The 21,888-nt window shown below is 69.8% G+C and carries 25 protein-coding genes; 12 read left to right on the forward strand and 13 right to left on the reverse strand.

Annotated features, from left to right (window positions below; translation table 11 throughout):
• Window positions 1-83 precede the first annotated feature (83 nt).
• Window positions 84-620 (forward strand): hypothetical protein, encoded by a 537-nt coding sequence (locus T333_RS09545; protein WP_357253248.1) that lies wholly within the window; start codon window positions 84-86, stop codon window positions 618-620.
• 99 nt (window positions 621-719) lie between these two features.
• Here the strand turns inward: T333_RS09545 and T333_RS09550 are convergent, their stop codons facing one another.
• The 3 genes from T333_RS09550 to T333_RS09560 form a co-directional block, all read right to left on the reverse strand.
• Window positions 720-2,072: a cytochrome P450 gene (locus T333_RS09550; RefSeq protein WP_496424250.1), complete on the reverse strand. Its 1,353-nt coding sequence runs from the start codon at window positions 2,070-2,072 to the stop codon at window positions 720-722.
• A gap of 111 nt (window positions 2,073-2,183) precedes the next feature.
• Complete coding sequence (locus T333_RS09555; RefSeq protein WP_354999100.1) at window positions 2,184-2,738, reverse strand: type 1 glutamine amidotransferase domain-containing protein; 555 nt, start codon at window positions 2,736-2,738, stop codon at window positions 2,184-2,186.
• Between the two features lie 68 nt (window positions 2,739-2,806).
• Window positions 2,807-3,847, reverse strand: coding sequence for an Lrp/AsnC family transcriptional regulator (locus T333_RS09560; RefSeq protein WP_496424251.1), 1,041 nt, complete (start codon window positions 3,845-3,847; stop codon window positions 2,807-2,809).
• Between the two features lie 114 nt (window positions 3,848-3,961).
• On the opposite strand from T333_RS09560, the gene T333_RS09565 reads away from it, so the two are divergent.
• The 3 genes from T333_RS09565 (at window position 3,962) to T333_RS09575 (ending at window position 6,240) form a co-directional block, all read left to right on the forward strand.
• Window positions 3,962-5,125 (forward strand): alpha-hydroxy-acid oxidizing protein, encoded by a 1,164-nt coding sequence (locus tag T333_RS09565; RefSeq protein WP_496424252.1) that lies wholly within the window; start codon window positions 3,962-3,964, stop codon window positions 5,123-5,125.
• 66 nt (window positions 5,126-5,191) lie between these two features.
• A complete protein-coding gene (locus tag T333_RS09570; protein WP_496424253.1) occupies window positions 5,192-5,746 on the forward strand; it encodes a class I SAM-dependent methyltransferase in 555 nt (184 codons plus the stop codon).
• Window positions 5,747-5,790: 44 nt separating this feature from the next.
• Window positions 5,791-6,240: a MerR family transcriptional regulator gene (locus T333_RS09575; RefSeq protein ID WP_357253241.1), complete on the forward strand. Its 450-nt coding sequence runs from the start codon at window positions 5,791-5,793 to the stop codon at window positions 6,238-6,240.
• On the opposite strand, the gene T333_RS09580 is transcribed toward T333_RS09575, so the two are convergent.
• Window positions 6,227-7,405 carry a cytochrome P450 gene (locus T333_RS09580; protein WP_354999095.1) on the reverse strand — a complete coding sequence of 393 codons (1,179 nt, stop codon included), beginning with the start codon at window positions 7,403-7,405 and terminating at the stop codon, window positions 6,227-6,229. The genes T333_RS09575 and T333_RS09580 overlap by 14 nt on opposite strands.
• Before the next feature lie 97 nt (window positions 7,406-7,502).
• Between T333_RS09580 and T333_RS09585 the strand changes: the two genes are divergently transcribed.
• Complete coding sequence (locus T333_RS09585) at window positions 7,503-8,315, forward strand: SAM-dependent methyltransferase (protein WP_354999094.1); 813 nt, start codon at window positions 7,503-7,505, stop codon at window positions 8,313-8,315.
• Between the two features lie 52 nt (window positions 8,316-8,367).
• Here the strand turns inward: T333_RS09585 and T333_RS09590 are convergent, their stop codons facing one another.
• Both T333_RS09590 and T333_RS09595 read right to left on the reverse strand, forming a co-directional pair.
• A complete protein-coding gene (locus T333_RS09590) occupies window positions 8,368-9,321 on the reverse strand; it encodes a DNA polymerase domain-containing protein (RefSeq protein ID WP_496424254.1) in 954 nt (317 codons plus the stop codon).
• A gap of 301 nt (window positions 9,322-9,622) precedes the next feature.
• Window positions 9,623-9,931: a hypothetical protein gene (locus T333_RS09595; RefSeq protein ID WP_354999092.1), complete on the reverse strand. Its 309-nt coding sequence runs from the start codon at window positions 9,929-9,931 to the stop codon at window positions 9,623-9,625.
• A 494-nt stretch (window positions 9,932-10,425) separates the two neighbouring features.
• Between T333_RS09595 and T333_RS09600 the strand changes: the two genes are divergently transcribed.
• On the forward strand, window positions 10,426-12,012 hold the full coding sequence (locus tag T333_RS09600; RefSeq protein WP_496424255.1) for an AIM24 family protein: 1,587 nt from the start codon (window positions 10,426-10,428) through the stop codon (window positions 12,010-12,012).
• Between the two features lie 55 nt (window positions 12,013-12,067).
• On the opposite strand, the gene T333_RS09605 is transcribed toward T333_RS09600, so the two are convergent.
• From T333_RS09605 to T333_RS09620, 4 genes are all read right to left on the reverse strand, one after another.
• Window positions 12,068-12,409: a DUF6766 family protein gene (locus T333_RS09605; protein ID WP_496424256.1), complete on the reverse strand. Its 342-nt coding sequence runs from the start codon at window positions 12,407-12,409 to the stop codon at window positions 12,068-12,070.
• Between the two features lie 124 nt (window positions 12,410-12,533).
• On the reverse strand, window positions 12,534-13,292 hold the full coding sequence (locus T333_RS09610) for an ATP-binding protein (protein ID WP_496424257.1): 759 nt from the start codon (window positions 13,290-13,292) through the stop codon (window positions 12,534-12,536).
• Window positions 13,293-13,348: 56 nt separating this feature from the next.
• Window positions 13,349-13,828, reverse strand: a complete 480-nt coding sequence (locus tag T333_RS09615; RefSeq protein ID WP_354999089.1) for a Dps family protein — start codon at window positions 13,826-13,828, stop codon at window positions 13,349-13,351.
• 79 nt (window positions 13,829-13,907) lie between these two features.
• Entirely contained in the window at window positions 13,908-14,585 is a 678-nt protein-coding gene (locus T333_RS09620) for a PAS and ANTAR domain-containing protein (protein ID WP_496424757.1), read from the reverse strand.
• A 104-nt stretch (window positions 14,586-14,689) separates the two neighbouring features.
• Here T333_RS09620 and T333_RS09625 point away from each other — a divergent pair, with 104 nt between their 5' ends.
• Together T333_RS09625 and T333_RS09630 are read left to right on the forward strand one after the other, a co-directional pair.
• Complete coding sequence (locus T333_RS09625) at window positions 14,690-14,941, forward strand: hypothetical protein (protein WP_354999087.1); 252 nt, start codon at window positions 14,690-14,692, stop codon at window positions 14,939-14,941.
• Window positions 14,942-15,015: 74 nt separating this feature from the next.
• A complete protein-coding gene (locus T333_RS09630; RefSeq protein ID WP_496424258.1) occupies window positions 15,016-16,665 on the forward strand; it encodes an alkaline phosphatase D family protein in 1,650 nt (549 codons plus the stop codon).
• A 3-nt stretch (window positions 16,666-16,668) separates the two neighbouring features.
• Here T333_RS09630 and T333_RS09635 read toward each other — a convergent pair whose 3' ends face one another.
• From T333_RS09635 to sigK, 3 genes are all read right to left on the reverse strand, one after another.
• A complete protein-coding gene (locus tag T333_RS09635; RefSeq protein ID WP_496424259.1) occupies window positions 16,669-16,842 on the reverse strand; it encodes a hypothetical protein in 174 nt (57 codons plus the stop codon).
• A 104-nt stretch (window positions 16,843-16,946) separates the two neighbouring features.
• Window positions 16,947-17,666 (reverse strand): anti-sigma factor, encoded by a 720-nt coding sequence (locus T333_RS09640; RefSeq protein WP_496424260.1) that lies wholly within the window; start codon window positions 17,664-17,666, stop codon window positions 16,947-16,949.
• Complete coding sequence (gene sigK, locus T333_RS09645) at window positions 17,663-18,325, reverse strand: ECF RNA polymerase sigma factor SigK (RefSeq protein ID WP_496424261.1); 663 nt, start codon at window positions 18,323-18,325, stop codon at window positions 17,663-17,665. Before sigK ends, T333_RS09640 begins: the two co-directional genes overlap by 4 nt.
• Window positions 18,326-18,440: 115 nt before the next feature.
• Here sigK and T333_RS09650 point away from each other — a divergent pair, with 115 nt between their 5' ends.
• The 4 genes from T333_RS09650 to T333_RS09665 all read left to right on the forward strand — a co-directional run bounded on the left by T333_RS09650 (window position 18,441) and on the right by T333_RS09665 (window position 21,878).
• The gene (locus T333_RS09650; protein WP_496424262.1) at window positions 18,441-19,028 is read left to right on the forward strand and encodes a TetR/AcrR family transcriptional regulator; all 588 of its coding nucleotides are present in this window, start codon (window positions 18,441-18,443) and stop codon (window positions 19,026-19,028) included.
• 160 nt (window positions 19,029-19,188) lie between these two features.
• Entirely contained in the window at window positions 19,189-20,208 is a 1,020-nt protein-coding gene (locus tag T333_RS09655; RefSeq protein ID WP_496424263.1) for a DMT family transporter, read from the forward strand.
• Window positions 20,205-20,423 (forward strand): hypothetical protein, encoded by a 219-nt coding sequence (locus tag T333_RS09660; RefSeq protein WP_357253221.1) that lies wholly within the window; start codon window positions 20,205-20,207, stop codon window positions 20,421-20,423. Before T333_RS09655 ends, T333_RS09660 begins: the two co-directional genes overlap by 4 nt.
• Window positions 20,424-20,648: 225 nt before the next feature.
• On the forward strand, window positions 20,649-21,878 hold the full coding sequence (locus tag T333_RS09665) for a cytochrome P450 family protein (RefSeq protein WP_496424264.1): 1,230 nt from the start codon (window positions 20,649-20,651) through the stop codon (window positions 21,876-21,878).
• Window positions 21,879-21,888: the final 10 nt, after the last annotated feature.

Consider the following 21,888-nt stretch of genomic DNA (forward strand, 5'->3'; position numbering starts at 1 on the left):
GTCGTCGCGGATTACCATGCAGGGAGGGCTCGAAGAGGAGTCGCCTCCCACCGATCGTTCGTTCCGCTTCCGGAGGAGGACGTATGTCCTACCCGCTTCCCGCGAAGGTCTGTCTCACCGGCCAGGATTGCCGCTGCCCCTCGGTCACCCTGTTCCTCGTCGCGGAACCGCTGATGCCGGGCGGGAACATCCTGCATCTGATGGAGCAGGCGACCGTCGACGATCCCGACGCGCCGCCGCGGCCCGATGTGGCGCTGGTCGAGTCGCTGGAGACGCCGACCGTGCCCGGCCGCTCCGAACCATCGATCCACGCCGAGTTGCGCCCCTGCACCACGCACCTGCCCGACCCCGAACGGCTGCGCGCGATCCTGCACGACCACCTGATCATCGATCCCTTCGGACTCGATCTCGGCGACCGCGCGGAGGTGACCCGGCTGGCACTGCTGCCCGAACGCCGCATCGGCTTCCGCCGCAGCGAGGACTTCCAGGCCGAATCCATCCGCCAGGCCATGCTCGCGGTCTACCGGCACTTCGAGCTCGACCAGCGCGCGCCGCTCGTCTACCACGGCTTCGCGGACCCGACCACCGGCTGGTTCGCCCTGCGCACCGCGCTCGCCTGAGCCACCCGCGCGGCGGACCTGACCTTCGCACCGCGGGCCTGCGAACGCCCTGCGCAGCGCGGACCTGCGGCCACCGCGCCGCCCGGCGCTTCGAACCGATCACCGGGCGCGCGTCACCGCGGGCGTGATCACGAAGTCGAGGCCGAAGTTGTTGAAGGTCAACGGAAGCGGGCTGTCCGGCGACAGCGCGGGCGTGGAGCGCAGCCGGTAGTCGGCGGCGTCCACCAGGTGGGCGAGCAGTGTGCTCGTGGTGAAGAGCACCAGGTTGCGGCCGGGGCAGACCGCCGGACCCGCGCTGAACGGCACCAGCTGCGGGTACTGCTCCGCGAGTCCTTCCAACCAGAGGTCCGGGGCGAAGCGGTCGGCGAAGGGCAGCAGCTCGGTATCGCGATGGAACGCGGGGACCACGATCATCAGCGCGGCGCCGCCCTCGATGGTGAACCGGTCCGCGCCCGTCCGCCACTGCGTGTCCTCGGTGATGTCGCGCAGGATGACCGGCGTCGTCGGCCACAGCCGCACCGATTCCAGGACGCAGGCGCGCAGGTAGTCGCGGGTCTGCGGGGTGTGCGGGTCGGCGGCGTCGGCGGTCGCGCGGGCGTGCTGATCCGGGTGGGTGGCCAGCAGCGCCAGGGCTCGGCTCGTGGCGATGCCCGCCGCGTCGAAAGCGAAGAGCCAGTGCGGAATCTGGCCGACCGGGTCCACAGCGCCACCCGCGGCGGTCGCCGCCAGCGCTCCGACAAGGCTGTCCGGATCGGCCGCTTCCACGTAGCGGTAGAGCCGTTCGGTGAAACGATCCCGCCGCCCGCGCTGCGGTAGCGCGAGGAAGGACCAGTTGGCGGCCGAGCGCAGCTTCCACAGTTCGTCGGTGATCGCCTCGTCGTCGCGTCCGCGCCTGCCGAGCACCAGCCGCCGGACCAGCCGCCACCAGTCCGCGGTGAACTGGTCCGCGTTGAGGTGGCCGCGGCGCAGCGCGGACGCGGTGAGGTCGCGCGCCTCGTCGGCGATGATCTCGGCGAACGGTTCGGCGAGGCGATGCAGCGGCGCGGAGGTGTCCAGCGCCGCCTCGTTCACCGCTCGCCGCTGCGCGCGCACCGGCCCCTCCGAGAGCAGCACGCCGTGCGGCTGGAACTGGCGCAGTGCGGCGCGCTTCTCGCGATTGGCGGGATCGAACGGCCGCGGCGCGTCCGCGAGCACCCTGCCGACGTCGTCCGGGTCGAGCACGATCACGACGCGACGCCCCGGCAGCACCAATTCGACTGGGCCAGCGCCGAACTCGGCACGCAGCCGACGCATGCGCGCCACCGCGCGCCGGTCGGCCTGCGTCCGTTCCAGCACCCCCATGACCGCGCGTCTGCGGGCGATCACCCCCGAGGCGATCGATGCGAAACCCAGGTCGGCCAGCGTCGCGAGCGCTCGCGCGCCCACCAGCCGGTTGCCGTGGTTGCCTGCCATACAGCCTCCTCCCGCTTCGTTGCCCTTCGTGAGGGCCGACGTCGAGCGCGTACCCGAGGCCGCACGGCCGAAACGGGCGACGCCCGCGGCGAACCTCCCGCCGCGCCGCCGCTACGCCCGCAATTCGGTGGAGATCGCGCCGACGAAATCTTTCAGATCGCCGGGCGCGCGCGAGGTGATCAGCGTCCAGCCGTTCTCGGACGAGCGCACCACCGGCTCGTCGACCCACGCTCCGCCCGCGTTGTCGACATCGGTGCGCAGCGAGTGGTACGAGGTCAGCGTCTTGCCCCGCAGTAGATCGGCCTCGACGAGCAGCCACGGCCCGTGGCAGATCGCGGCGACCGGCTTGCCCGCACCGGCGAATTCCTTGGCCAGCGCGACGGCGCGATCGTCGGCGCGCAGCTTGTCCGCGTTCACGGTGCCGCCGGGCACCACGAGCGCGTCGAAGTCGTCGATGTCCACCGCGTCCAGCGCGGCATCGGGCGAGACGACCTCGTCCTTGTCCACGTCGTGCTGGAAGGTCTGCACCGGCTCCGATTTCGGCGCCGCGTGGGTCACCCGCGCGCCGCGTTTGCGTAGTTCGTCGCGCGGCACCAGCAGCTCGTCGTGCTCGACACCGGTGTTCGAGGTCACGACCAGCACCCGCACGCCGTCCAATTCAGCCATGAGCGACTCCTCTCGATCGACCCCCTCCCCGATCGGCATGCCGCGATTCCCCGCCGCTAAACCTGGCCTCACCCCGGCGACCCGGGCTCGCTCCAGACGTCGGGTCGCACCACGCGCCTGCTGCGCCCGCGCGGATCGAGAATGTGCCCGAAGAGCTTGTCGTGGCGCAGCGTGACGGTGCGCTCCGCGACGCGCAGCGCGGGATGGGCGGCGGCCAGCCCGGCTTCCAAGCGCGGGATGTCGGCGAGACTGTGCAAATTGGCCTGGATGAGCAGGTTGTGACCGCCGCTGATGGCGGCGCAGTTGCGGGTCTGCGGTAGCCGGACGATCGCGTCGCCGATCTCGGCGAGCCGATCCGGTGGCACGTCGAGCCACAGGGTCACCGCGACCGGCCAGCCGCCGAGCGGGCGGGCGAAATCGCAGCGGAACTGGAGCAATCCGAGCCGGGTGAGCCGGTCCAGCCTGCGCTTCACCGTCGAGGCGCTGGTGCCGACGGCCGTCGCCAGGTACTGGTGCGAGGCCCGCCCGTCCATGGCGAGCTGCGCGAGCATCGCGCGATCGGCGTCGTCGATGCTCACCGCGCGCACCGGCGCCGATGGCCGCGGCGGCGGGATGTCCAGTTCGGCGCGTTGGTCGGGCGCGAGCGCGTCGATGCGCCAGCGGCCGCCCTCGGTGAACATGTGCGTGACGATCCTGGCCCGCACTGCCGCGACGTGCGGGATGGCGGGCAGCACGTCCAGCGTGTAGTGCGACATGGTGGCCAGGTCACGCGCCCCGACGGTGGCCAGCAGGTTGTAGGTGCCCGCGCAGCGCTCGACGGTGACCATGTGCGGGTGCTCGCACAGGCTGCGGCTGACCGCGGCCGCGGCGTCGGCGGTGCAGCCGATCTCGACATAGGCGATGGTGATCTGGTCGAGCAGCCGCGGGCCGGGCGAAGGACTCACCCAGGCCACCCCGCGCCGGGTGAGCCGCTGCCAGCGACGGGCCACCGTCACCGGATCGACGCCGAGCGCGTGGCCCAATTCCGACCAGGAACCGCGCGGGCGGAGTTGCAGCGCGTTGATCAGGGCGAGCTCGTCCTCGCTCAGGAGTGCGGCGTCATCCTGCATTCGCGGTTCCCATCGTGCCTGATTCCTGCATTCTAGTGGGAGCGAGGAGCCGGACACCCATGCTTTCTCCCGGTGGCGCGGTGCGGCGCCGGAGACGAAAGGGCGACCGAATCCATGGCCTTCGCCGATTACCAGAACGAGATCTACCTGCGCGGCCTCGGCGGGGTACAGCCCGCGCTGCCGATGTCCTTCGACGAGCTGGAGGCCGCGGCGCAGGCGGCATTGCCGCCCTCGGTCTGGTCGTACGTGGCGGGCGGGGCCGGTGACGAACGCACGCAGCGCGCCAACGTGACCGCGTTCGACCAGTGGGGCCTTGTGCCGCGGATGTTCGTCGGCGCGTCCGAGCGCGACCTCACGGTGGAGCTGTTCGGGATGACATGGCCCGCACCGGTTTTCCTCGCGCCGATCGGTGTGATCGGCCTGTGCGCCCAGGACGGGCACGGCGATCTGGCGACCGCTCGCGCCGCGGCGCGCACCGGCGTCCCGATGGTGGCATCGACTCTCTCGGTGGATCCGCTGGAGCAGGTGGCGGCCGAACTGGGTGATACGCCAGGCCTTTTCCAGCTGTACACGCCCACCGACCGCGATCTCGCCGCGAGTCTGGTGAAGCGGGCCGAGGAGGCGGGGTACAAGGGCATCGTCGTCACGCTCGACACCTGGATCACCGGCTGGCGCCCGCGCGATCTCGGCACCTCGAATTTCCCCCAACTGCGCGGGCACTGTCTGGCGAACTATTTCACCGATCCGGTGTTCCGCGCGGGTCTGCCCGGCCCGCCGGAAGAGCACCTCCAGGCCGCCGTGCTGCGCTGGGTCCAGCTCTTCGGCAATCCGCTCACCTGGGCCGACCTGCCGTGGCTGCGCGAACTCACCACGCTGCCGCTGATCGTCAAGGGCATCTGTCATCCCGACGACGCGCGCCGCGCGAAAGACGGTGGCGTGAACGGCATCTACTGCTCCAACCACGGCGGCCGCCAGGCCAACGGCGGCCTGCCCGCCCTCGACATGCTCGCCGAGGTGGTCGACGCGGCCGACGGGCTGCCGGTGCTGTTCGACTCCGGCGTTCGCGGCGGCGACGACATCGTCAAGGCGCTGGCCCTGGGTGCGGCAGCGGTCGGCATCGGCAGGCCCTACGCCTACGGTCTCGCGCTTGGCGGCGCCGACGGCATCGTGCACGTGCTGCGCGCGCTGCTCGCCGAGGCCGACCTGATCATGGCCGTCGACGGCTACCGCGACCTCTCCGAGTTGACCAGGGACGCGCTGCGCCGAGTCGCGGTCTGACCCAGCCCTTGACTTCAGGTCGACCTGAACTCGCACGCTGAGGGTCGACCTGAAGGAAGGGATGAAATGACCCGGTTCGGAGAACAGGAAAGCCGCGGCTACGACCGGCGCGCCACCAAACTGCTCGGCGGGCTGTACCGGCATATCGCCGACGAGGTGGCCGCGTCCACCGGGACGGGCGAGGCGGTCCTCGACGTGGGGACCGGCCCCGGCCTGCTGCTGGCCCACCTCGCGCGCAGACGACCCGATCTGCTGTTGCACGGGGTGGACCTTTCGCCGCACATGATCGCGCACGCCCGGACCAATCTCGCCGACCACGAGGTCGAACTGTCCGTGGGTGACGTCGGCGCACTTCCCTACCCGGACAACAGTTTCGACGTCGTCGTCTCCAGCCTGAGCATGCACGAGTGGCCGGATCCGGTCGCGGCGGCGGCCGAGCTCGAGCGGGTGCTTCGCCCGCGCGGGACGCTGGCGCTCTACGACTTCCGTTTCGTCCGGGACGCGTCCATACGCACCGCGTTGGGCGCGCGTTTCGCCGAGCCGACGGTGCGCAGGAGGGTAGTGCGTCCGCCCGGATACCCGTTCGGGCTGTACGCGCAGTGGACCGCACGCGCGGCCTGATGGGCACGGCGGTACGACAGCCGCTATCGACTTAGAGTGCTGGTATGTCCGATTCCGGATTGACGATCGGCGAGCTGGCCGCGCGGTTCGGCCTGGCCACGCACGTGCTGCGGCACTGGGAGGATCTCGGTCTGCTCGCGCCGCGCCGCGATTCCGGCGGTCGCCGGGTCTATCGCGCCGACGACGCCGAGACGGTGGCAGTCATCCTGCTCGGCAAACGGGTCGGGCTGACCTTGGCCGAGATCGCCCGGCTTTTCGAGAGTGCCGCGGACCGCGACACGCGCCGCGAGCTGCTGCGCGCGCACCGCGATCAGCTGGCCGCGCGGATCGCCGCCGCCACCGCGGCGCTGAACACGATCGACCATGCATTGGATTGCGGCGCATCGGATTTCCGCTCCTGTCCGCATTTCCGCGGCAAGGTGGACGAGGCGCTGCGGCTCGGCGTCGACGGGGTGGCGGCTCACCCCGTCGACATTCCGTTCAGCGGGCGGTGACCGTGGTCGGCAGACTGGCGAAGCCGCGGTTGTTGGAGGAGTGAATGCGACGCAGGTTCGCGGCGTCGATGTCGTAGTCGGCGATCGTGCCGATGATCTCCTCCAGCGCGACGCGCAGTTCCAGCTGGGCGAGGTTCGCGCCGAGGCAGTGGTGTCGTCCGCTTCCGAAGGACAGTGTGGCGCCCGTGTCGCGGTCCAGGTCGAAAGTGTCTGGATCGGTGAAGATCTCGGGGTCGCGGTTGGCCGAGGCGGTCAGCAGCAGGATGCGCGCACCGGCCGGGATGTCGACGCCGTGCAACGAGATCGGTTCGGTCGTGCTGCGCAGCTGGGTCTGGGTGGCGGGTTCGTAGCGCATGCCCTCGGCGATCCACTCGTCGATGCGCCCGCCGAAGGCCTCGCGGCGCCGGTCGGGGTGCTGCCACGCGACGTGCCAGAGGTTGCCCAGCGTGAGCATGGTGGTCTCGATGCCCGCGCCGACCAGCAGGATCAGCACGCCCACGATCTCCTCGGGGGTCAGCCGGTCGTCGCCGTCGGCGGCGTCGAGCAGGCCGGAGAGCAGGTCGTCGCGGCGGGTCTTGCTCCGTTCGATGGTCAGCTCGGTGTAGTAGCCGACCAGGGTCCCGATGGCCTGCACCGCTTCCGGGCGCAGATCGGTGGATTCCTCGTCGGTGTACATGATCTCCATGCCCAGCTTGCGGATCATGTCGCGATCCGCTTCCGGGACGCCGACCAGTTCGGAGATCACATCGGTGGGGAACGGACCCGCGAAATCGGCCATCAGGTCGAAACTTTCGCGTTCCAGCAGTGGCTGCCACAGCCCGCGCGCGATCTCCCGTAGTCGGGGCTGCAATTCCTGCACCCGGCGATTGGTGAACGCGCGAGCCACCAGGCCGCGCAGTCGAGTGTGCTTGGGCGGGTCCATCGCGACGAAGGAGAAGAACCGTTCGGCCTGCGGTCCCCAGAACGCGGGCTCCATCCGCAGTCCGTTGACGCTGGAGAAACGGTCCGAATCGCGCAGTGCCGCAACGATATCGGCGTATCGGGAGAAAGCGTAGAAATCGTCGGCCGGGTTGTGGAAGACCGGCGCCTCCGCGCGTAGCCTTGCGTAGTACGGATAGGGATCGCGGTGGACGTCGAAATCGTACGGGCTGTACTGCAACTGCATGACGGAGCCTTCCGGGGGCCGTGCGAGTTTCACCCTCGCTACCGGTTCGCAACTCGAGCTGACATGATGACCCTAGTCGAGATGAATTGAGGGCGTGGTGAACTCGGAATCGGCGGCAGCCAGGGTGGATATCAGCAAACCTCACCCCGCGCGCCGGTACGACTACTGGCTCGGCGGGAAGGACAATTTTCCGGCGGACCGAGAGTCGGCCGACGCGGTGGCCGAGGGCTTTCCGACGGTGCGGCTCGCGGCCGTGGAGAACCGCAACTTCTTGCGCCGCGCGGTGACGTACCTGGCCGCCGAGACGGGTATCCGGCAGTTCCTGGACATCGGCACCGGTCTGCCCACCGCGGGCAACGTCCACGAGATCGCGCAAGGCATCGCACCCGAATCGCGAATCGTCTACGTGGACAACGACCCGATCGTGCTCGTGCACGCCCGCACGCTGCTGAACAGCTCGCCCGAAGGCGCGACCGCCTACCTCGACGCCGACCTGCGCGACCCCGACCGGATCCTGACCCACCCGGATCTCACCGCCACCCTCGATCTCACCCAGCCGGTCGCGTTGATGCTGGTGGCCGTCATGCACTTCATCACCGACGACGAGGCGCCCTACGGCTTGGTGCGTCAGCTCTGCGAGGCGCTGCCCTCCGGCAGCTACCTGGTGATGACCCACGGCACCAACGATCACCTCACCGACGAGGATCTCGCCGAGACGAAACTGGCCAACGAGCGCAGCGGCGTTCCCTTCCAATTGCGCTCGACGGCCGAGTTCCGCCAATTCTTCACCGGTTTCGATCTGGTGCCCCCCGGCATCGGCTCGGTGATGACCTGGCGCCCGGAAGTCTGGCGCGCGCATCCCCGCCCCGAGGCCGTCTCGATGCTCGGCGCCGTCGCTCGCATCCCCTGACACACGCTCTGCTTTTGCGATCCGTGCGGTGAGTTCGCGCCAGTGGACGCCGTCAGGTGGCGCGGCGGGCGCGGGCGCGGCGCTTGCCTTCGTGCATGGCTTGGACGCGGGCGACCGGGATGGTGTGGCCTTCGGCGACGAGATCTTCGGGGAGAGTTTGGGGCGCGGGCATATCCTCGGTCCACGGGTCGCGGTCGCCGAGGCGCTCGGGAGCGGTGCTCAGGGTGAAATCGGTCGGGTTCGCGTCGGCGAGGTCGGCCCAGCCGATCGGGAAGGAGACCGGGACGCCGGGGCGGATGCGGGGGCTGTAGGCCGCGACGACGGTCGCGCCGCCGGAGCGGGTGGAATCGAGGAAGACCTTCCCCTCGCGGTCCTCGCGGATGAACGCCGTGGTTGCCAGGTCGGGGTCGAGGCGCTCGGCGCGGGCCGCGATCGCCCGGGTGGCCGCGGCGGCGTCCTCGATATCGGTGCCCGCGGCGACGGGAACGAACACGTGAACCCCCTTGGCGCCGCTGGTTTTCACCGCGCCCGCCAGGCCGTCGGCGGCCAAGGCCGCGCGGATCAGCTCGGCGCCGAGCACCGCATGGCGAAAAGTCTGCCCCGGTGACGGGTCGAGATCGAGGACCAGGTGGGTGGGGCCGGTGGAGTGGTCGGCGAGCAGCAGCGTCGGGTGGTATTCGACGGCCCGCTGATTGCCGAACCACAGCAGGGTGCGCACGTCGTCACCGAGGGCGTAGGTGACCTCGCGGCGCGCGCTCTCGGCCCACAGCGTCACCCGGGGCACCCACTCCGGCGTGTATTTGGGCAGGTTCTTCTGCATGAACGGTTCCTGCCCCGGCCGGATCCGCACCACCGAGAGCGGGCGGTCGCGCAGCTGACGCACCAGCCGGTCGCCGACGAACTCCAGGTAGTCGATCAGATCCCGTTTGGTCGCCGACGCACCGTCGAAGAGCGGCTTGTCCAGATTCGTCAGCGTGACGCCCGCGCGCACCTCTTCGCTGCCCATCGGCCCACCTTGCCCCGCGGTCGCGGCGCGGTCAACCCCGGACTCTCGAGGTCATCATTTCTCCGAGGGGTTCGCGGGACGGCACTCGATCGATGTTCCAGAGGGCGCGCGCCGACGAGGTAGTGAGCCAATTTCTTTGACAGCAAACGTCATCGAAAATGGCTCATCCGCCGCCCCCAAACGGGAACGGCGGATGGCAAGATCAATTACGGCAAATTCACTGCAATGAAACCCCAGGCGCCGGTACGTCGCGGCTCAAAGGGAATCAGGACCACCGGAGCAGTGATCGACCGAGATCGAATCAGGCAGCGGGCTCGGCAGGCGCGGCGGGCTGGGCCAGCTCACGAGCGCCGGTGAGCGCCTCGATGATGTTGACGATGGCAGAGGTGCCGCCGTCGAAGGCCGAGCTGCCCGAGTCGAGCATGCTCGAGCCGGCGGACGAACCGGCCGAACCGGTGGACGAACCAGCGGAGCCGGACTCGGCGGAACCGGTGGCGGAACCGGTGAAGCCGGTGGAATCGTCGGCGGAGGCGACCGCGACGGGGCCGAGGAACATGGTGGCAGCGACAGCGGCGGCACCGGCGGCGGCGAAGGTCTTGCGAGAGAACATGTGTGGGCTTTCCTTTCACGGACTGGTTCGTCACGCCAGCGGCGCGCACCAGCAACGTTATGGAAAAGAGATCTATAAATCCAGTTTCGTGATTGTGCGAATTATCACCGTTAATAATTGGCTAACGGACTGTTTTAGCAAGGTAACGCAGCCGACCATCAACTAGAAGTTGACTCCAGCGAAAATGCGGCGATCCACTTATAAAAACGATCTTGTCAATTCTCAGAATATCGACAAATCGACCTTTCGGGGGGCGGGCGCGAATATCGACCAGATGGCGTATTGCCCAGCGGCACGGCCGATCTCGCGGTGTGGCTTCGATCCCGGCGCGGCCCGGTGCGGCGCGACCGGAGTGCGCCGACGGTCATCGACCGGTGCGCTGAGGTGCGTTCCGGCCTGATCCAAGGGCCACGGTGGCGCACGGCGCGGATGCGAGACACACTCGTGACCATGAGTTCGATGTCCTGGCGACCCAGCGCGACGGCGGGCCCGGCGTGACCGCGTTGGCCCGCGGCGAGAACCGGCCCGCACCCGGCGACCGGATGACCGTCACCGTCACCTGCACCGCGCCCGTCGACGTGTCCGCGCTGCTGCTGAACGCGGCGGGCCGGGTGCGCTCCGACGGCGATTTCGTCTTCTTCAACCAACCCGTCGGGCCCGGCGTCACCTACCGGCACGGCCGCGGCGCGGGCGACATGGTCGACGTGCAGACCTCCGCGCTGCCCGCTGACGTGGACAAAGTCGTCGTGACCGCCAGCCTCGACGGCAGCGGCCCGCCCACCTTCGCGGGGGCGGGCTCGCTCACCGCGACGATCGGATCCGATTCGGGCACGATCACTTTCCCGATGACCGGTCTCAGCACCGAGACCGCCGTGGTGTGCGTGGAGATCTACCGCCGCGGCGGCGCGTGGAAGATCCGCGCCGTCGGCCAGGGCTACGACGACGGGCTGGCCGGGATCGCCAGGGCGTTCGGTGTGAACGTCGACGACGAACCCGCACCGCCACCCGCCGCGTCCCAGGCCGCGCCGTCGCCCACCGCGCCGCAGGCCGCTCCGCCACCGGCGTATCCAGCCGCTCCCCCACCAGCATCCGGCGGCTACGGCACCCCGGCTGCGGGCACCGCGTACGGCCCGTCGACCACGCCCCCGGCGTACCCCGCCGCACCCCCACCGTCAGGTGCCTACAGCGCCCCGGCCGCGGGCACCGGATACGGTCCAACCCCGCCTCCGGCGTACCCGAACGCCCCGGCGTACGGCTCACCGCAACCCGCGAGCCCCGCTTACCCTCCGCCCGGCGCGGTACCTCCCCCGCCGATGTCGACACCCCAGCAAGGAGCGCTGCCGATGCAGAGCGATCTGTTCAACCCGAGTCACGCCGAGGTCAACGGCGTCGGCATCCAGAAGCAGGGCGGCAAGATGGTCAAGGTCGGCCTGGCGGGCGAGGTCATGGCTCGCGCCGGGTCGATGGTCGCCTATCAGGGTGACTTGCAGTTCCAGGCGCTGGGCTCCGGCGGCATCGGCCGCGCCATCCAGCAGCGGCTGACCGGTGAGGGCGTGCCGCTGATGAAGGTCTCCGGCCGCGGCGACCTGTTCCTGGCCAGCGCCGCCGCCGACGTGCACATCATCGATCTGGACGGCAGCGACGGCCTGACCATCAACGGCGCCAACGTGCTCGCCTTCGATTCGACGCTGCGCTACGACATCAAGATGGTGCAGGGCGCGGCCGGATTCGCGAGCAACGCAGGCCTTTTCAACTGCGTGTTCACCGGACGGGGCCGGATCGCCATCACCACCCACGGCACCCCGGTGGTGCTGAATGTCGACCAGCCAACCTACGCCGATCCGCAGGCGGCGGTGGCGTGGTCGTCGAGCTTGCAGACGGGTATCAAGCGCAACGACTCGTTCGGTCTGGGCAGGCTGATCGGCCGCAGCACAGGAGAAGGTCTGACGCTGGCGTTCTCGGGTCGCGGCTTCGTCATCGTGCAGCCTTCGGAACTGCCGCCTGGCGGACTGCTCGGCGGCACCGGCGGCGGGCAGCAGGCGGGGCAGAGCGGCGGCATGCTGGGCGGCCTGTTCGGCTGACGGCGCACCTCCGCCTTCGCTCCGGCCACCTGGACCGCGCCTGCGTCGAGAGCCCTCAGACCCGTCGGCTCTCGGCCTCGAGCTGGACGAGAGCCTGTCGCACCTGGTCGACCTTGGACTCGATGCGTTCCAGATCCTCCGCGTCGGCACGAAAGATCCAGTGCTTGGCCCCCAGCAGCAGCACGGCCTGGAAGACGAGCTGCAACCACTCGCTCTGCCAGTTCTCGAACGTGCTGGACAGGAAGTCCGACCAGAACTCGCCCCACACGAAGGGCTGCTGATGCGCCGACTGCGCGTGGCGGAAGTCGGCGAGCTGGGTGAAGAACTGCCCGAGCCAAGACCCGACAAACAGCAGTATCAGGACGTACACCGCGCCCCACCGTCTGAAGTGCGCCATGACCCGGCGGTACCCACCGAACGCCCGAGTTAACGGCTGGCAACGGTCGGCGTAGCTCGGCCGGTCCTGGCCGCCGCGCGCATCGGACGCGAGCGCGGCGGCCCGGCGGCCGACCTCGACACGCTCACAACAGCAGCGGTCTCCGCTGCTCCGCCAGCGTCGCCCACACGACCTTGCCGACCGGCCAGCGCGGCGCGCAACCCCACGCCCGCGCCAGCGAGGCCACCACGTGCAAACCGAACCGGGCCGGATGCCCGGCCGCAGGTTCGCGCAACATCGCCTCTTGCGGATCGGCGTCGGCCACCGCGATCGTGAGCGACCCGCCCTGGCATTCCAGGCGCAGGAGCAGCTCGCCGAAGGCGTGCAGCAGCGCGTTCTCCACCAGTTCGGTGGCGACCAGCAGCGCGTCCGTGCGGACCGGGCCGACCTCCCAGCGATCGCACATGCGGGTGACGAACCGTCGGGCGTGCATCGAGGAGACCGTGCTCGGCGCCAGCTCGATCGCCGCCTCGCGCCGCGGCGGCGCTTGCGGCAGGGCCCGCAGCGCGTCCTCGATGGATGGGAACGTCGGCACCCGGTGCCTGGCCGCGACGGTCGCCGTCGGGTTCGCCAGCCCGGCGGCCACCAGCACGATCGGCACGTGCGGCCAGTCGCTGACTCGCACCCGGGCGGACGCGCACGCCGTGGCCACCGCGTCCTCGACCAGATCGAGATCGTCGACCACCACGATCACCGCGCGCGGGCGGTCGACGGCGTATCGCACCAGGTCGTCGCCGAATCGGCGATATCCGTCCCAGTCCAGCACTCCGCTCGGCCGGAGCACCGTGCAACCAGCCAATTCGGAAGGGCGCCAAAGCAGTGCGCCGCGACGGAACCCGGACATTTGCCCTCCATCCGCCCCACGCCGGTCGGCGGCGCGCGGGCGGTGGCCTATCCCGCTCACGCCGTCGCCAGCTGCGCCTGCCACATCCAGTGCAGCTGCTCGAGGCGCGCGGCGATCTCGATGAACAGATCCTGGGTGACCGGATCGGCCTTCTCCGTGGCGTCGATCCGCTCGCGCAGCCGGGAGATCACCGCGGTCAGGTTGCCGACCACCGCGTCGATGACCTCGGAATCCTGCTGCCAGCCGTCGGGAAAGCCGATCGCGCCGGACTTCTCGGCTACGGTCGCCGCCCGGCCGTCCGGGCTCACCCCGACCGCGGTGGCGCGCTCGGCAGCCGAATCGGTGAACTCGCGTGCCGCGGTCACCAGTTCGTCCAGTGCCAGATGTACCGAGCGGAAGTTCCGGCCGATCACGTTCCAGTGCGCCTGCTTGGCGATCAACGAGAGGTCGATCAGATCGACCACGGTGGCGCGCAGGGTCTCGCCGGCGATGCGCTGCTGTTCCGGATCGAGGGTGCTCGTGATGGGCTGAGTCATCGCTCATGCCTTTCTCGTCGTCGGTCCGTGTCAACGACGGGCTACCCAGCTTCGCAGCGTCGAATCGGACCGGCGGCCCTCAGTCCGGCGCGATGCGTTGGTGCAACGTGAGCAACAGGTGATCGAACGCGGTCTGCACCCCGGGGCGCACCGGCGGCAGCGTGCTCAGTTCGGCCAAGAGCTGCGCGGCGAGAGTGCGTAGTTTGACGTTGGTCTCCTGGGATCGCCACCGCAAGACCCGGAAAGCCTGATCGGCGTTGATGCTGTACACGCTCATCAGGACGCCCTTGGCCTGCTCGATCACCGCGCGGGCCTCGAACAGCTCGGGCAGTGCCTCGTCCAGGGCCTCCCTGCGTTGCTCGTCGATGGCGTCGGTGAGATCGATGTAATAGCCCGCGGTGCCGAGGGGGTGGCCCGCGTCGTCGGTCATCATGTCGCCGAGCACAAGCACGGGATGGACCCGGCCGGTAGTGTCGACGATTCTGTGTCTGCTGCAGAACGGCGCGGCGTTGCGCTGCGCGTTGGCGATGGCGTCGGCGACGAGTTCGCGGTCGGCGGGATGCTTGTGCGAGAGCAACAGCTGGGTGGTCGGCGTGACGCTGCCTGGGGTGTACCCGTACATCAGGGCAACCTCGTCGGACCACTCCCAGCGCTGGTCGGCGAACCAGAAGCGGAAAGTCCCGGCGACCTGCGGACGACCCACGCTCACCACGTGCGCGACCACGCCCGCTGGGGTCTCGGGGGTCAGTTCACCCATGTCCGTCACGGAACAAGTATGCCCTTTGCCAGGCCGACCCCGGCCTTGACAGCAAACTGTTGGCATCCAGGTTTCTCGCCCGGCGGGCCGGGCACCCGTTGGGCATGGACGACAACGCGAAGCGCCCGCACACCACGGTCACCGAGAGCGATCTGCGCGAGTTGCTCGGGGCGGGCGCCGACGCCTGCCTGGTGCTGCTCGAGGGTCGCGTCGAGATAGCCGAGGGCTCCGCGCAAGGTCTGACCATCGCGACACGGGACGAGGTCGCGGGTCGCGCCGGAGCCGATCCGGACCGGACCAAGCTGGGCGAGCTGGCAGCGGAACTCTCCAGCGAGATCCGGCTCCAGGGAGCCTGAGACGCGCCCGTTTTCCGCCGAGCGCCGCGCGGTCGGCGGCGGAGAGTCGCGCCCGATCCGATGTACCGTGATTTATGGGCGTGTCTCGGCGGCAGCTGTTGCGGTTCGGCGCGGCGGGATCGGCCGCGGTACTCGTCGGCGCGTCGGCGGCCAGCAGCGGGCGGTTCCGCACACCGCGCTGGTCGGCGGATCCGTTCACACTCGGAGTGGCTTCGGGCGATCCGACTCCGGACGGCGTCGTCCTGTGGACCCGGCTGGCGCCGGACCCGTTCGCACCGGACGGCCACGGCGGCATGATGAATCACCCGGTGACGGTCGACTACGAGGTCGCCGACGACGAACTCTTCCACCGGGTGGTGGCCCGCGGTTCGGCCGTCGCCACCCGAGAACTCGCGCACAGTGTGCATCCGGAGATCAACGGACTCGCGCCGGATCGCTGGTACTACTACCGGTTTCGCGCCGGCTCGGTGATCTCGCCGATCGGGCGCACCCGCACCGCGCCGCCGCACGGGCAGCCGACCGCGCGCATGCGCTTCGCCTTCGCCTCCTGCCAGTCGTGGAGCTCCGGCTATTACACCGCCTACGAGCACCTCGCCCAGGAAGATCTCGACCTGGTCGTGCACCTCGGCGACTACATCTACGAGCGCGCGTGGGTGCAAGGCCGCCAAGGACTTTCGCTGGGCACGGAGTTCCAGGACGAGGCCGTCGACCTGCCGACCTATCGGCTGCGCTACGCGCTGTACAAGGCCGAGCAGCCACTGCGTGACGCGCACGCCGCGTTCCCGTGGCTGGTCACCATGGACGATCACGAGATCGACAACAACTGGGCGGCGGGTTCGCCCGGCCTCGGCATCGACATCCATATGATTCCCGCGCTGTTCCGCCGCCGTCGCGCCGCCGCCTTCCAGGCGATGTACGAACACCAGCCGCTGCGGCTCGCGCAGCTGCCGCGCGGCTCCGGCATGCACCTGCACCGCCGCTACCGGTTCGGCGATCTCGCGGAGATCACCATGCTCGACACCAGGCAGTACCGGACGCCGCAGGCCTGCGGCGGCAACGTCACCGCGGGCTGTGCCGACCGCTTCGATCCAGACCGCACCATTCTGGGTGCCGCGCAACGTGATTGGCTGCTCGACGGCTTCGCGTCCTCGCCCGCGCGCTGGCAGATCGTCGGCAACCAGGTGGGCATGAGCCAGACCGACAGCGATCCCGGACCGGATCTGGCAGTCTCCACCGACTCGTGGGACGGCTACGTGGCCGATCGCAACACCGTGCTCGGCGCGGCGACGGACCGCGGCGTACGCAACCTGGTGGTGATCACCGGCGACCGGCACCAGAACCACGCGGCCCACCTGCGCCGCGACTACGCCGATCCCGAATCACCGGTGGTCGCTTCGGAATTCACGGGCACCTCGATCACCAGCGGGGGCGACGGCGCGGACATGAACGACACCGGACGGCGACTGCTCGCCGCCAATCCCGATCTCGAGTTCTTCAACGCGCAGCGCGGCTACGTCCGCGTCGAACTCGATCACCGTTTGTGGCGCAACGACTTCCGTGTCGTGCCGTACATCCGCCGCCAGGGCGCGACCATCCACACCCGCGCGAGTTTCGTCGTGCAGGACGGGGTGCCCGGTGTCCGGGAAGCGTGGCGGCCGGAGGCTCCTGTGGAGCCGGTGCCCGGTTCCGACATCGTCGCGGGACCTACCCGAGGAACGCGCTGAACCTCAGCGGTGCGCGGCGTCGTACCAGTGGTGCGGCATCGACCAATCCCACTGCTCCGCAACGGTGTCCGCGGCGAGCCATTCGTTGTGGCAGCGGGTGGAACCGCCGACGCTCGCGCCGTACAGCAGCAGTCCGCGCAACAGGTGCCGCGACAGGGTGGACAGGCGCCGCCGCATCGTCACCTCCTCGCTGGTGAAGGTCGGTAGGGCCGAATTCGGGCCAGAATACGTGCGGGCGTTGGCCCGCGGAGGCGAAATCGGCGATCGCGGCCGCCCGCCGATCAGCCGAGGACGAGCGCGGTGACCGGTGTCGTCGTCGGCAGCGGTGACCCGCCGGGCGGTTCGATCGTCATCGCCAGGGCGTCCGTGGGTTGGAACCGGGTGACGAACGGCGCGTCCGGTGTCGGCAGCTGCGCGAGAACCCCGACCGAGCGCGGCGGACCCTCGGGCGGCACCAGCCACAGCTGATAGGACCGCCCCTGCTCGGGCGCGGGCACCCCGTCGAAGGTCACCGTCGCGGCGCCCAGTTGCGCGGAGGTGGTCACCAGTAGCGTCCCGCCGCCCTCGACCGTCGCGGCGCGGGTCCTGGTGTCGGCTTGTTCCTGCACGAGCTGGGCCGTGATGTCGGGGCTGGTCTGGACCGTGTCACGGCCGAGCAAGACTGCCGCGCCCGCCCCCACGCCCACCGCGACGACCAGCGCGGCGGCCGCCGCCAGCCATCGCGGCCCTGTGCGGCGCAGGCCGCCTACGGCCGGACCGTCGATGGCGGCCAGGATCGTCGCCTCCAGTTCGGCGGGCGGCGCGACGCTGTCGACCACCGTCATCGCCGCCAGCGTCTCGCGGACGCCGCGGACGGTGTCGTCGAAGGCCGCGGCGGTGGCCGCGTCCGCGGCGTCGACACGTTGTTCGATGATCGCGCGCTCGCGGTCGGTGACAGCGTCCATCGCATAGGGGAAAGCCAGCTCGAGCAGTTCCGGGTCGGGGGACTCGGCGTCGATCAACTGGATTCACCTCCGGTCAGGCAGGTCGCGAGTCGCCGCAGTCCGTCGCGGATGCGGCTTTTGACGGTGGGCAGTGGGACATCGAGCTGATCGGCGACCTCGCGGTAGGTGCGCCCGCTGTAGTAGGCCAGTGCGAGGGCTTCGCGCTGCATGGTCGTCAGGGTCCGCAGGCATTCGAGCACGGATTGCTCGTCCAGGCGCTGGCCGACCTCCTCGGCGACGATGTCGTGATCCCGGCCCAGGTGGCTGTGGCCGTACACGATGTCTCGATCGGCCGTGGACTGCTCGGCGCGGACGCGATCGACCGCGCGCCGGTGCGTGAGCATCATCAGCCAGCCGATGGGGCTGGCCCGATTGCGGTCGTACGTCGCGGCCGTCGACCACGCCTGGAGGTACACCTCCTGGGTGATCTCCTCGGCCGCGGCCCTGCTGCGCGCGATGCGCATCGCGAGGCCGAAGACGCGGTAGCTGGTCGAGCGGTAGAAGTCGGTGAAGGCTTCCCGGTCGCCGTCGCCCACGGCGGCCAGCAGGTCCGCGAGCCAGCGGCTGCGTTCGGCCGCCGTGTCCTGGTCGCGCGGGTAGCACTGCGGCGCCGTCCCGTTCGCCGCCGGGTACCGGCGCAACCGGATGATGCCGCGTTCGTCCGCGTCATCCGACATGCTTCGACCTTTCCCGCATAAGAGGTGCTTCGCTGCGGATCGGAATTCGGATGGGTTTTTCAGGACGGATTCCGGCCTGACTGGGTAGACTGACCTACCTAATTGGAGGTGAGGCATGGAAGCATCCGGTCAGCGGCGCCGACCGGCGCGAGAGCGTCTGCTGGAGGCGGCGGCGCGGCGCTTCTACGCCGACGGCGTGGCGGCGACCGGGATCGACACCATCACCGCCGATGCGGGCGTCGCGAAGATGAGCCTGTACAACAACTTCGCGTCGAAGGCCGAGCTCGTGCGGGCCTATCTGGACGCCCGCCACGAGGAATGGCTCGGGCTGTACCGAGCGCGGCTCGCGCGCGCCGAGGGTCCGGCCGGGGGCGTGCTGGCGATCTTCGACTCCTACGCCGATCACGCGGCCTTGGCGTACGAGCACGGCTTCCGCGGGTGCGGGCTGCTGAACGCGGCGGCGGAACTACCGGCCGGGGACGAAGGCCGTGCGGTGGTGCGCCGCCACAAGGAAGAGGTGGAGTCGCTGCTGCGGGGCCACCTCGAGCACTTGCTTCCCGGGCGTGGCGAGGACGCGCGGGTGCTGGCCGAGCACCTGTCGTTTCTGTTGGAAGGAGCGATAGCGCGAGCCGGGCTGGAAGGTGAGGGCGCTCGCTTGGACCGTGCGCGAGCGATCGCCGCCGGACTGCTGGACAAGTTGTGAATCGTGCCGGGTTGGCGGCGGTCTGTCATGAGCCGTGCCCTGGTTCGGGAGCGTGCCGCTCAGCGTGGATCGGTGCGGGTTGGTGCCGCGTGTGGGCACACCGGCAACACTGGTCGGGCGCACTCGCGATGTCGAGCAGCGACAGCGGGGGTTGGCAGTCATGAGCCGCGCCGTGATTCGGGCGCGCGCCGCACAGCGCGCGTCGGTACAGGTGGGTGAGGGTGCCGTGTGCGTGCTCGCGGCGTCGCTGCTGTGGGCCACCACCGGTACGGCGGCGAGCTTCGCGCCCGGTGTGGGGCCGCTGGCCATCGGGGCGATGGCCATGGGTGTCGGCGGCCTGCTACAGGCGTTGCTGGCCGCGCGGCCGATCGCTCGCCAGGCACAACAGCTGCGCGACCGGGGTGGCACCGTGCTCGTTGGCGCGGTCTCGGTGGCTCTCTACCCTTTGGCGTTCTACAGCTCGATGCGGCTGGCCGGGGTGGCGGTGGGCACCGCGGTCTCGGTCGGCATGTCGCCGCTGGCCTCGGCCGTGATCGAGCGGGTGGCCGACCGGCGAAGGCTCACGCGCCGTTGGCAATTCGGCGCTGCACTGGGCCTGCTGGGCACTGTCTCGATCTGCGCGGCCGAAGCCACCGGAACCGGCCACGCGGCAGGGCCGGACTCGGTCGGCGCCGCCGCGGTCGGTATCGGGCTCGGGTTTCTCGCCGCTTCGACCTACGCGGTGTACTCCTGGGCGGCCCATCGCCTGATCAGCGGCGGGATCGGCGCCCGCGCGTCGATGGGCGCGGTCTTCGGCCTGGGCGGGCTGGGTTTGGTTCCCGTCCTGATCGCCACCGGCGGACCTCTCGTCGGCTCGTGGGGTAATGCCGCGGTGGGCGCGTACATGGCGGTGGTGCCGATGTTCGCCGGGTACGTCCTCTTCGGGTGGGGGCTCGCGCATGTCTCCGCGAGCACCGCGACCACCCTGTCGCTGCTCGAACCGGCCGGTGCGGCGGTGCTGGCGGTGTTGGTAGTCGGGGAACGCCTGCCTGTTCTCGGTTGGTTCGGCATCGCCCTGGTCTTGGGGTGCCTGGCCGTCCTCACCCTGCCGGTCGCATCGGCCTCCATACCCCAGAATCGGGGGCGGCAGCATTCAGGTCGTGTGAAGGACCGAATCGCCACGAATACTTCGCGCCCATGATGAGAAAGACCCTCGCAGGATTCGCCCTTGCCGCCGCGCTCGTCGTCCCGGCTGGATCGGTGTCCGCCGCATCGCATTCGGAACCCGCTTCCGTGGCGGACAGCGGCTCGGCTTCCACCGGATCGGCCACCCAGTCCCTGTGCCTGCTGCTGCGGATGTTGCGGGCGGGGTATGTCGACAGCTCCGGCGGCGGGCCTGCCTGCACGTTCCCGTGAACGGCGTGGCGTCCGCACGTCTGTTCGGCCATCGGGCAGGTTCAGTCGAGCCTGCCCGTAGCTGGGGGCGCGAGCGATATAACCCGGGCAGGTCGGCGGCTTCGGCGGTAGCCTCTGTGGTGGGCACGAAAGCGTGTTCTCGACAGTTCTTTTCGAAGTCCGGGGGATGTGCGGGGGCAGGTAGCTGTCTACATCGTCGCCTTCGGCCGCGCAGGGAGGCACCCCGTGATCGACGAGAGACCTTGCACCGCAGCGATATCCATCGATCCGCTGGTACGCGATCTCGACGGTGAGACCGAACGGCTGCGAGCCGCGGGCCCGCTCGCTCGGATCGAGCTGCTCGGCGTGCCCGCCTGGAGCGTCACGGAACACGCGGTGGCCCGCAAACTCCTCACCGACCCGCGCTTGGTCAAAGACATCGATGCGTGGTCGCTGTGGACCTCAGGAACGGTGACCAGGCAGTGGCCGCTCATCGGCATGATCGACACCGGTCGTTCGATGTTCACGGTGGACGGCGCCGAACACCGGCGGTTGCGGATCAAGACCACCCAGGCGTTGACCGCACGCCGCTTGGACGCGCTGCGGCCCGCCATCGAACGGCTCACCGACGAACTGCTCGACGATCTGGACGCTGCCGGCCGCGACGGGGTAGTCGTCGACCTGAAGGCGCTGTTCGCGTATCCGCTGCCGATGCGCGTCATCAGCGAACTGATGGGCGTCGATCGTGCCGATCACCCGATGCTGCTCGCCTGGTACAAGGCGTTCTTCTCCCTGCTCACTCCGCAGGACGAGCGGCTGCGCGTCATCGACGAATTGGACTCCTATTTCACGGATTTGGTGCGCAACAAGACCGCGTCGCCCACCGACGACCTCACCAGCGCCTTCATCCTCGCCGACGACGGCGGCGAACCGCTCACCGAGGAAGAGGTCGTCGGCAACCTGAAGGCGCTCGTCGCCGCGGGCCACGAAACCACCGTCGGCCTGCTCTTGAATACGTTGCGAGCCTTACTGACTCACCCCGAGCACCTCAGCCGTCTCCGCGACGGCGACCTCGAATGGAAATCCGCCATCGAGGAAACCCTCCGCTGGGACACCCCGGTCACCCACTTGCTGATGCGCTTCGCCACCGAGGACATCCCCGTCGCCGACACCGTCATCCCCAAGGGCGACGGCGTCGTCCTCTCCTACCGCGCCATCGGCCGCGACACCACCCTGCACGGCCCCGACGCCGACACGTTCGACCCCACCCGCCCAACCTCCCACCGCCACACCGCTTTCGGCCACGGCCCGCACATCTGCCCCGGCGCCGCCCTCGCCCGCCTCGAAGCCACCATCGCCCTCCCCGCCCTCCTAACCCGCTTCCCCACCCTCGCCTTGGCCGTCCCGGTCGAGGAGATCCACAATCTCCCCGTCCTCACCCAAAACGACCTGGAATCCTTCCCAGTGCGCTGGTGAGCCCTGGTGG

This window comes from Nocardia sp. CNS-044, assembly GCF_059570515.1.

Excerpts from the sequence above, each read along its gene's own strand:
- T333_RS09580 (WP_354999095.1), bottom strand. The coding sequence starts at position 7,405 with ATGCAGTTGCAGTACAGCCCGTACGATTTCGACGTCCACCGCGATCCC.
- T333_RS09625 (WP_354999087.1), top strand. The coding sequence starts at position 14,690 with ATGGACGACAACGCGAAGCGCCCGCACACCACGGTCACCGAGAGCGAT.
- T333_RS09545 (WP_357253248.1), top strand. The coding sequence starts at position 84 with ATGTCCTACCCGCTTCCCGCGAAGGTCTGTCTCACCGGCCAGGATTGC.
- T333_RS09650 (WP_496424262.1), top strand. The coding sequence starts at position 18,441 with ATGGAAGCATCCGGTCAGCGGCGCCGACCGGCGCGAGAGCGTCTGCTG.
- T333_RS09635 (WP_496424259.1), bottom strand. The coding sequence starts at position 16,842 with ATGCGGCGGCGCCTGTCCACCCTGTCGCGGCACCTGTTGCGCGGACTG.
- sigK (WP_496424261.1), bottom strand. The coding sequence starts at position 18,325 with ATGTCGGATGACGCGGACGAACGCGGCATCATCCGGTTGCGCCGGTAC.
- T333_RS09620 (WP_496424757.1), bottom strand. The coding sequence starts at position 14,585 with ATGGGTGAACTGACCCCCGAGACCCCAGCGGGCGTGGTCGCGCACGTG.
- T333_RS09630 (WP_496424258.1), top strand. The coding sequence starts at position 15,016 with ATGGGCGTGTCTCGGCGGCAGCTGTTGCGGTTCGGCGCGGCGGGATCG.
- T333_RS09560 (WP_496424251.1), bottom strand. The coding sequence starts at position 3,847 with ATGCAGGATGACGCCGCACTCCTGAGCGAGGACGAGCTCGCCCTGATC.
- T333_RS09550 (WP_496424250.1), bottom strand. The coding sequence starts at position 2,072 with ATGGCAGGCAACCACGGCAACCGGCTGGTGGGCGCGCGAGCGCTCGCG.
- T333_RS09575 (WP_357253241.1), top strand. The coding sequence starts at position 5,791 with ATGTCCGATTCCGGATTGACGATCGGCGAGCTGGCCGCGCGGTTCGGC.
- T333_RS09660 (WP_357253221.1), top strand. The coding sequence starts at position 20,205 with ATGATGAGAAAGACCCTCGCAGGATTCGCCCTTGCCGCCGCGCTCGTC.
- T333_RS09565 (WP_496424252.1), top strand. The coding sequence starts at position 3,962 with ATGGCCTTCGCCGATTACCAGAACGAGATCTACCTGCGCGGCCTCGGC.
- T333_RS09555 (WP_354999100.1), bottom strand. The coding sequence starts at position 2,738 with ATGGCTGAATTGGACGGCGTGCGGGTGCTGGTCGTGACCTCGAACACC.
- T333_RS09570 (WP_496424253.1), top strand. The coding sequence starts at position 5,192 with ATGACCCGGTTCGGAGAACAGGAAAGCCGCGGCTACGACCGGCGCGCC.
- T333_RS09590 (WP_496424254.1), bottom strand. The coding sequence starts at position 9,321 with ATGGGCAGCGAAGAGGTGCGCGCGGGCGTCACGCTGACGAATCTGGAC.
- T333_RS09595 (WP_354999092.1), bottom strand. The coding sequence starts at position 9,931 with ATGTTCTCTCGCAAGACCTTCGCCGCCGCCGGTGCCGCCGCTGTCGCT.
- T333_RS09655 (WP_496424263.1), top strand. The coding sequence starts at position 19,189 with ATGAGCCGCGCCGTGATTCGGGCGCGCGCCGCACAGCGCGCGTCGGTA.
- T333_RS09610 (WP_496424257.1), bottom strand. The coding sequence starts at position 13,292 with ATGTCCGGGTTCCGTCGCGGCGCACTGCTTTGGCGCCCTTCCGAATTG.
- T333_RS09605 (WP_496424256.1), bottom strand. The coding sequence starts at position 12,409 with ATGGCGCACTTCAGACGGTGGGGCGCGGTGTACGTCCTGATACTGCTG.
- T333_RS09615 (WP_354999089.1), bottom strand. The coding sequence starts at position 13,828 with ATGACTCAGCCCATCACGAGCACCCTCGATCCGGAACAGCAGCGCATC.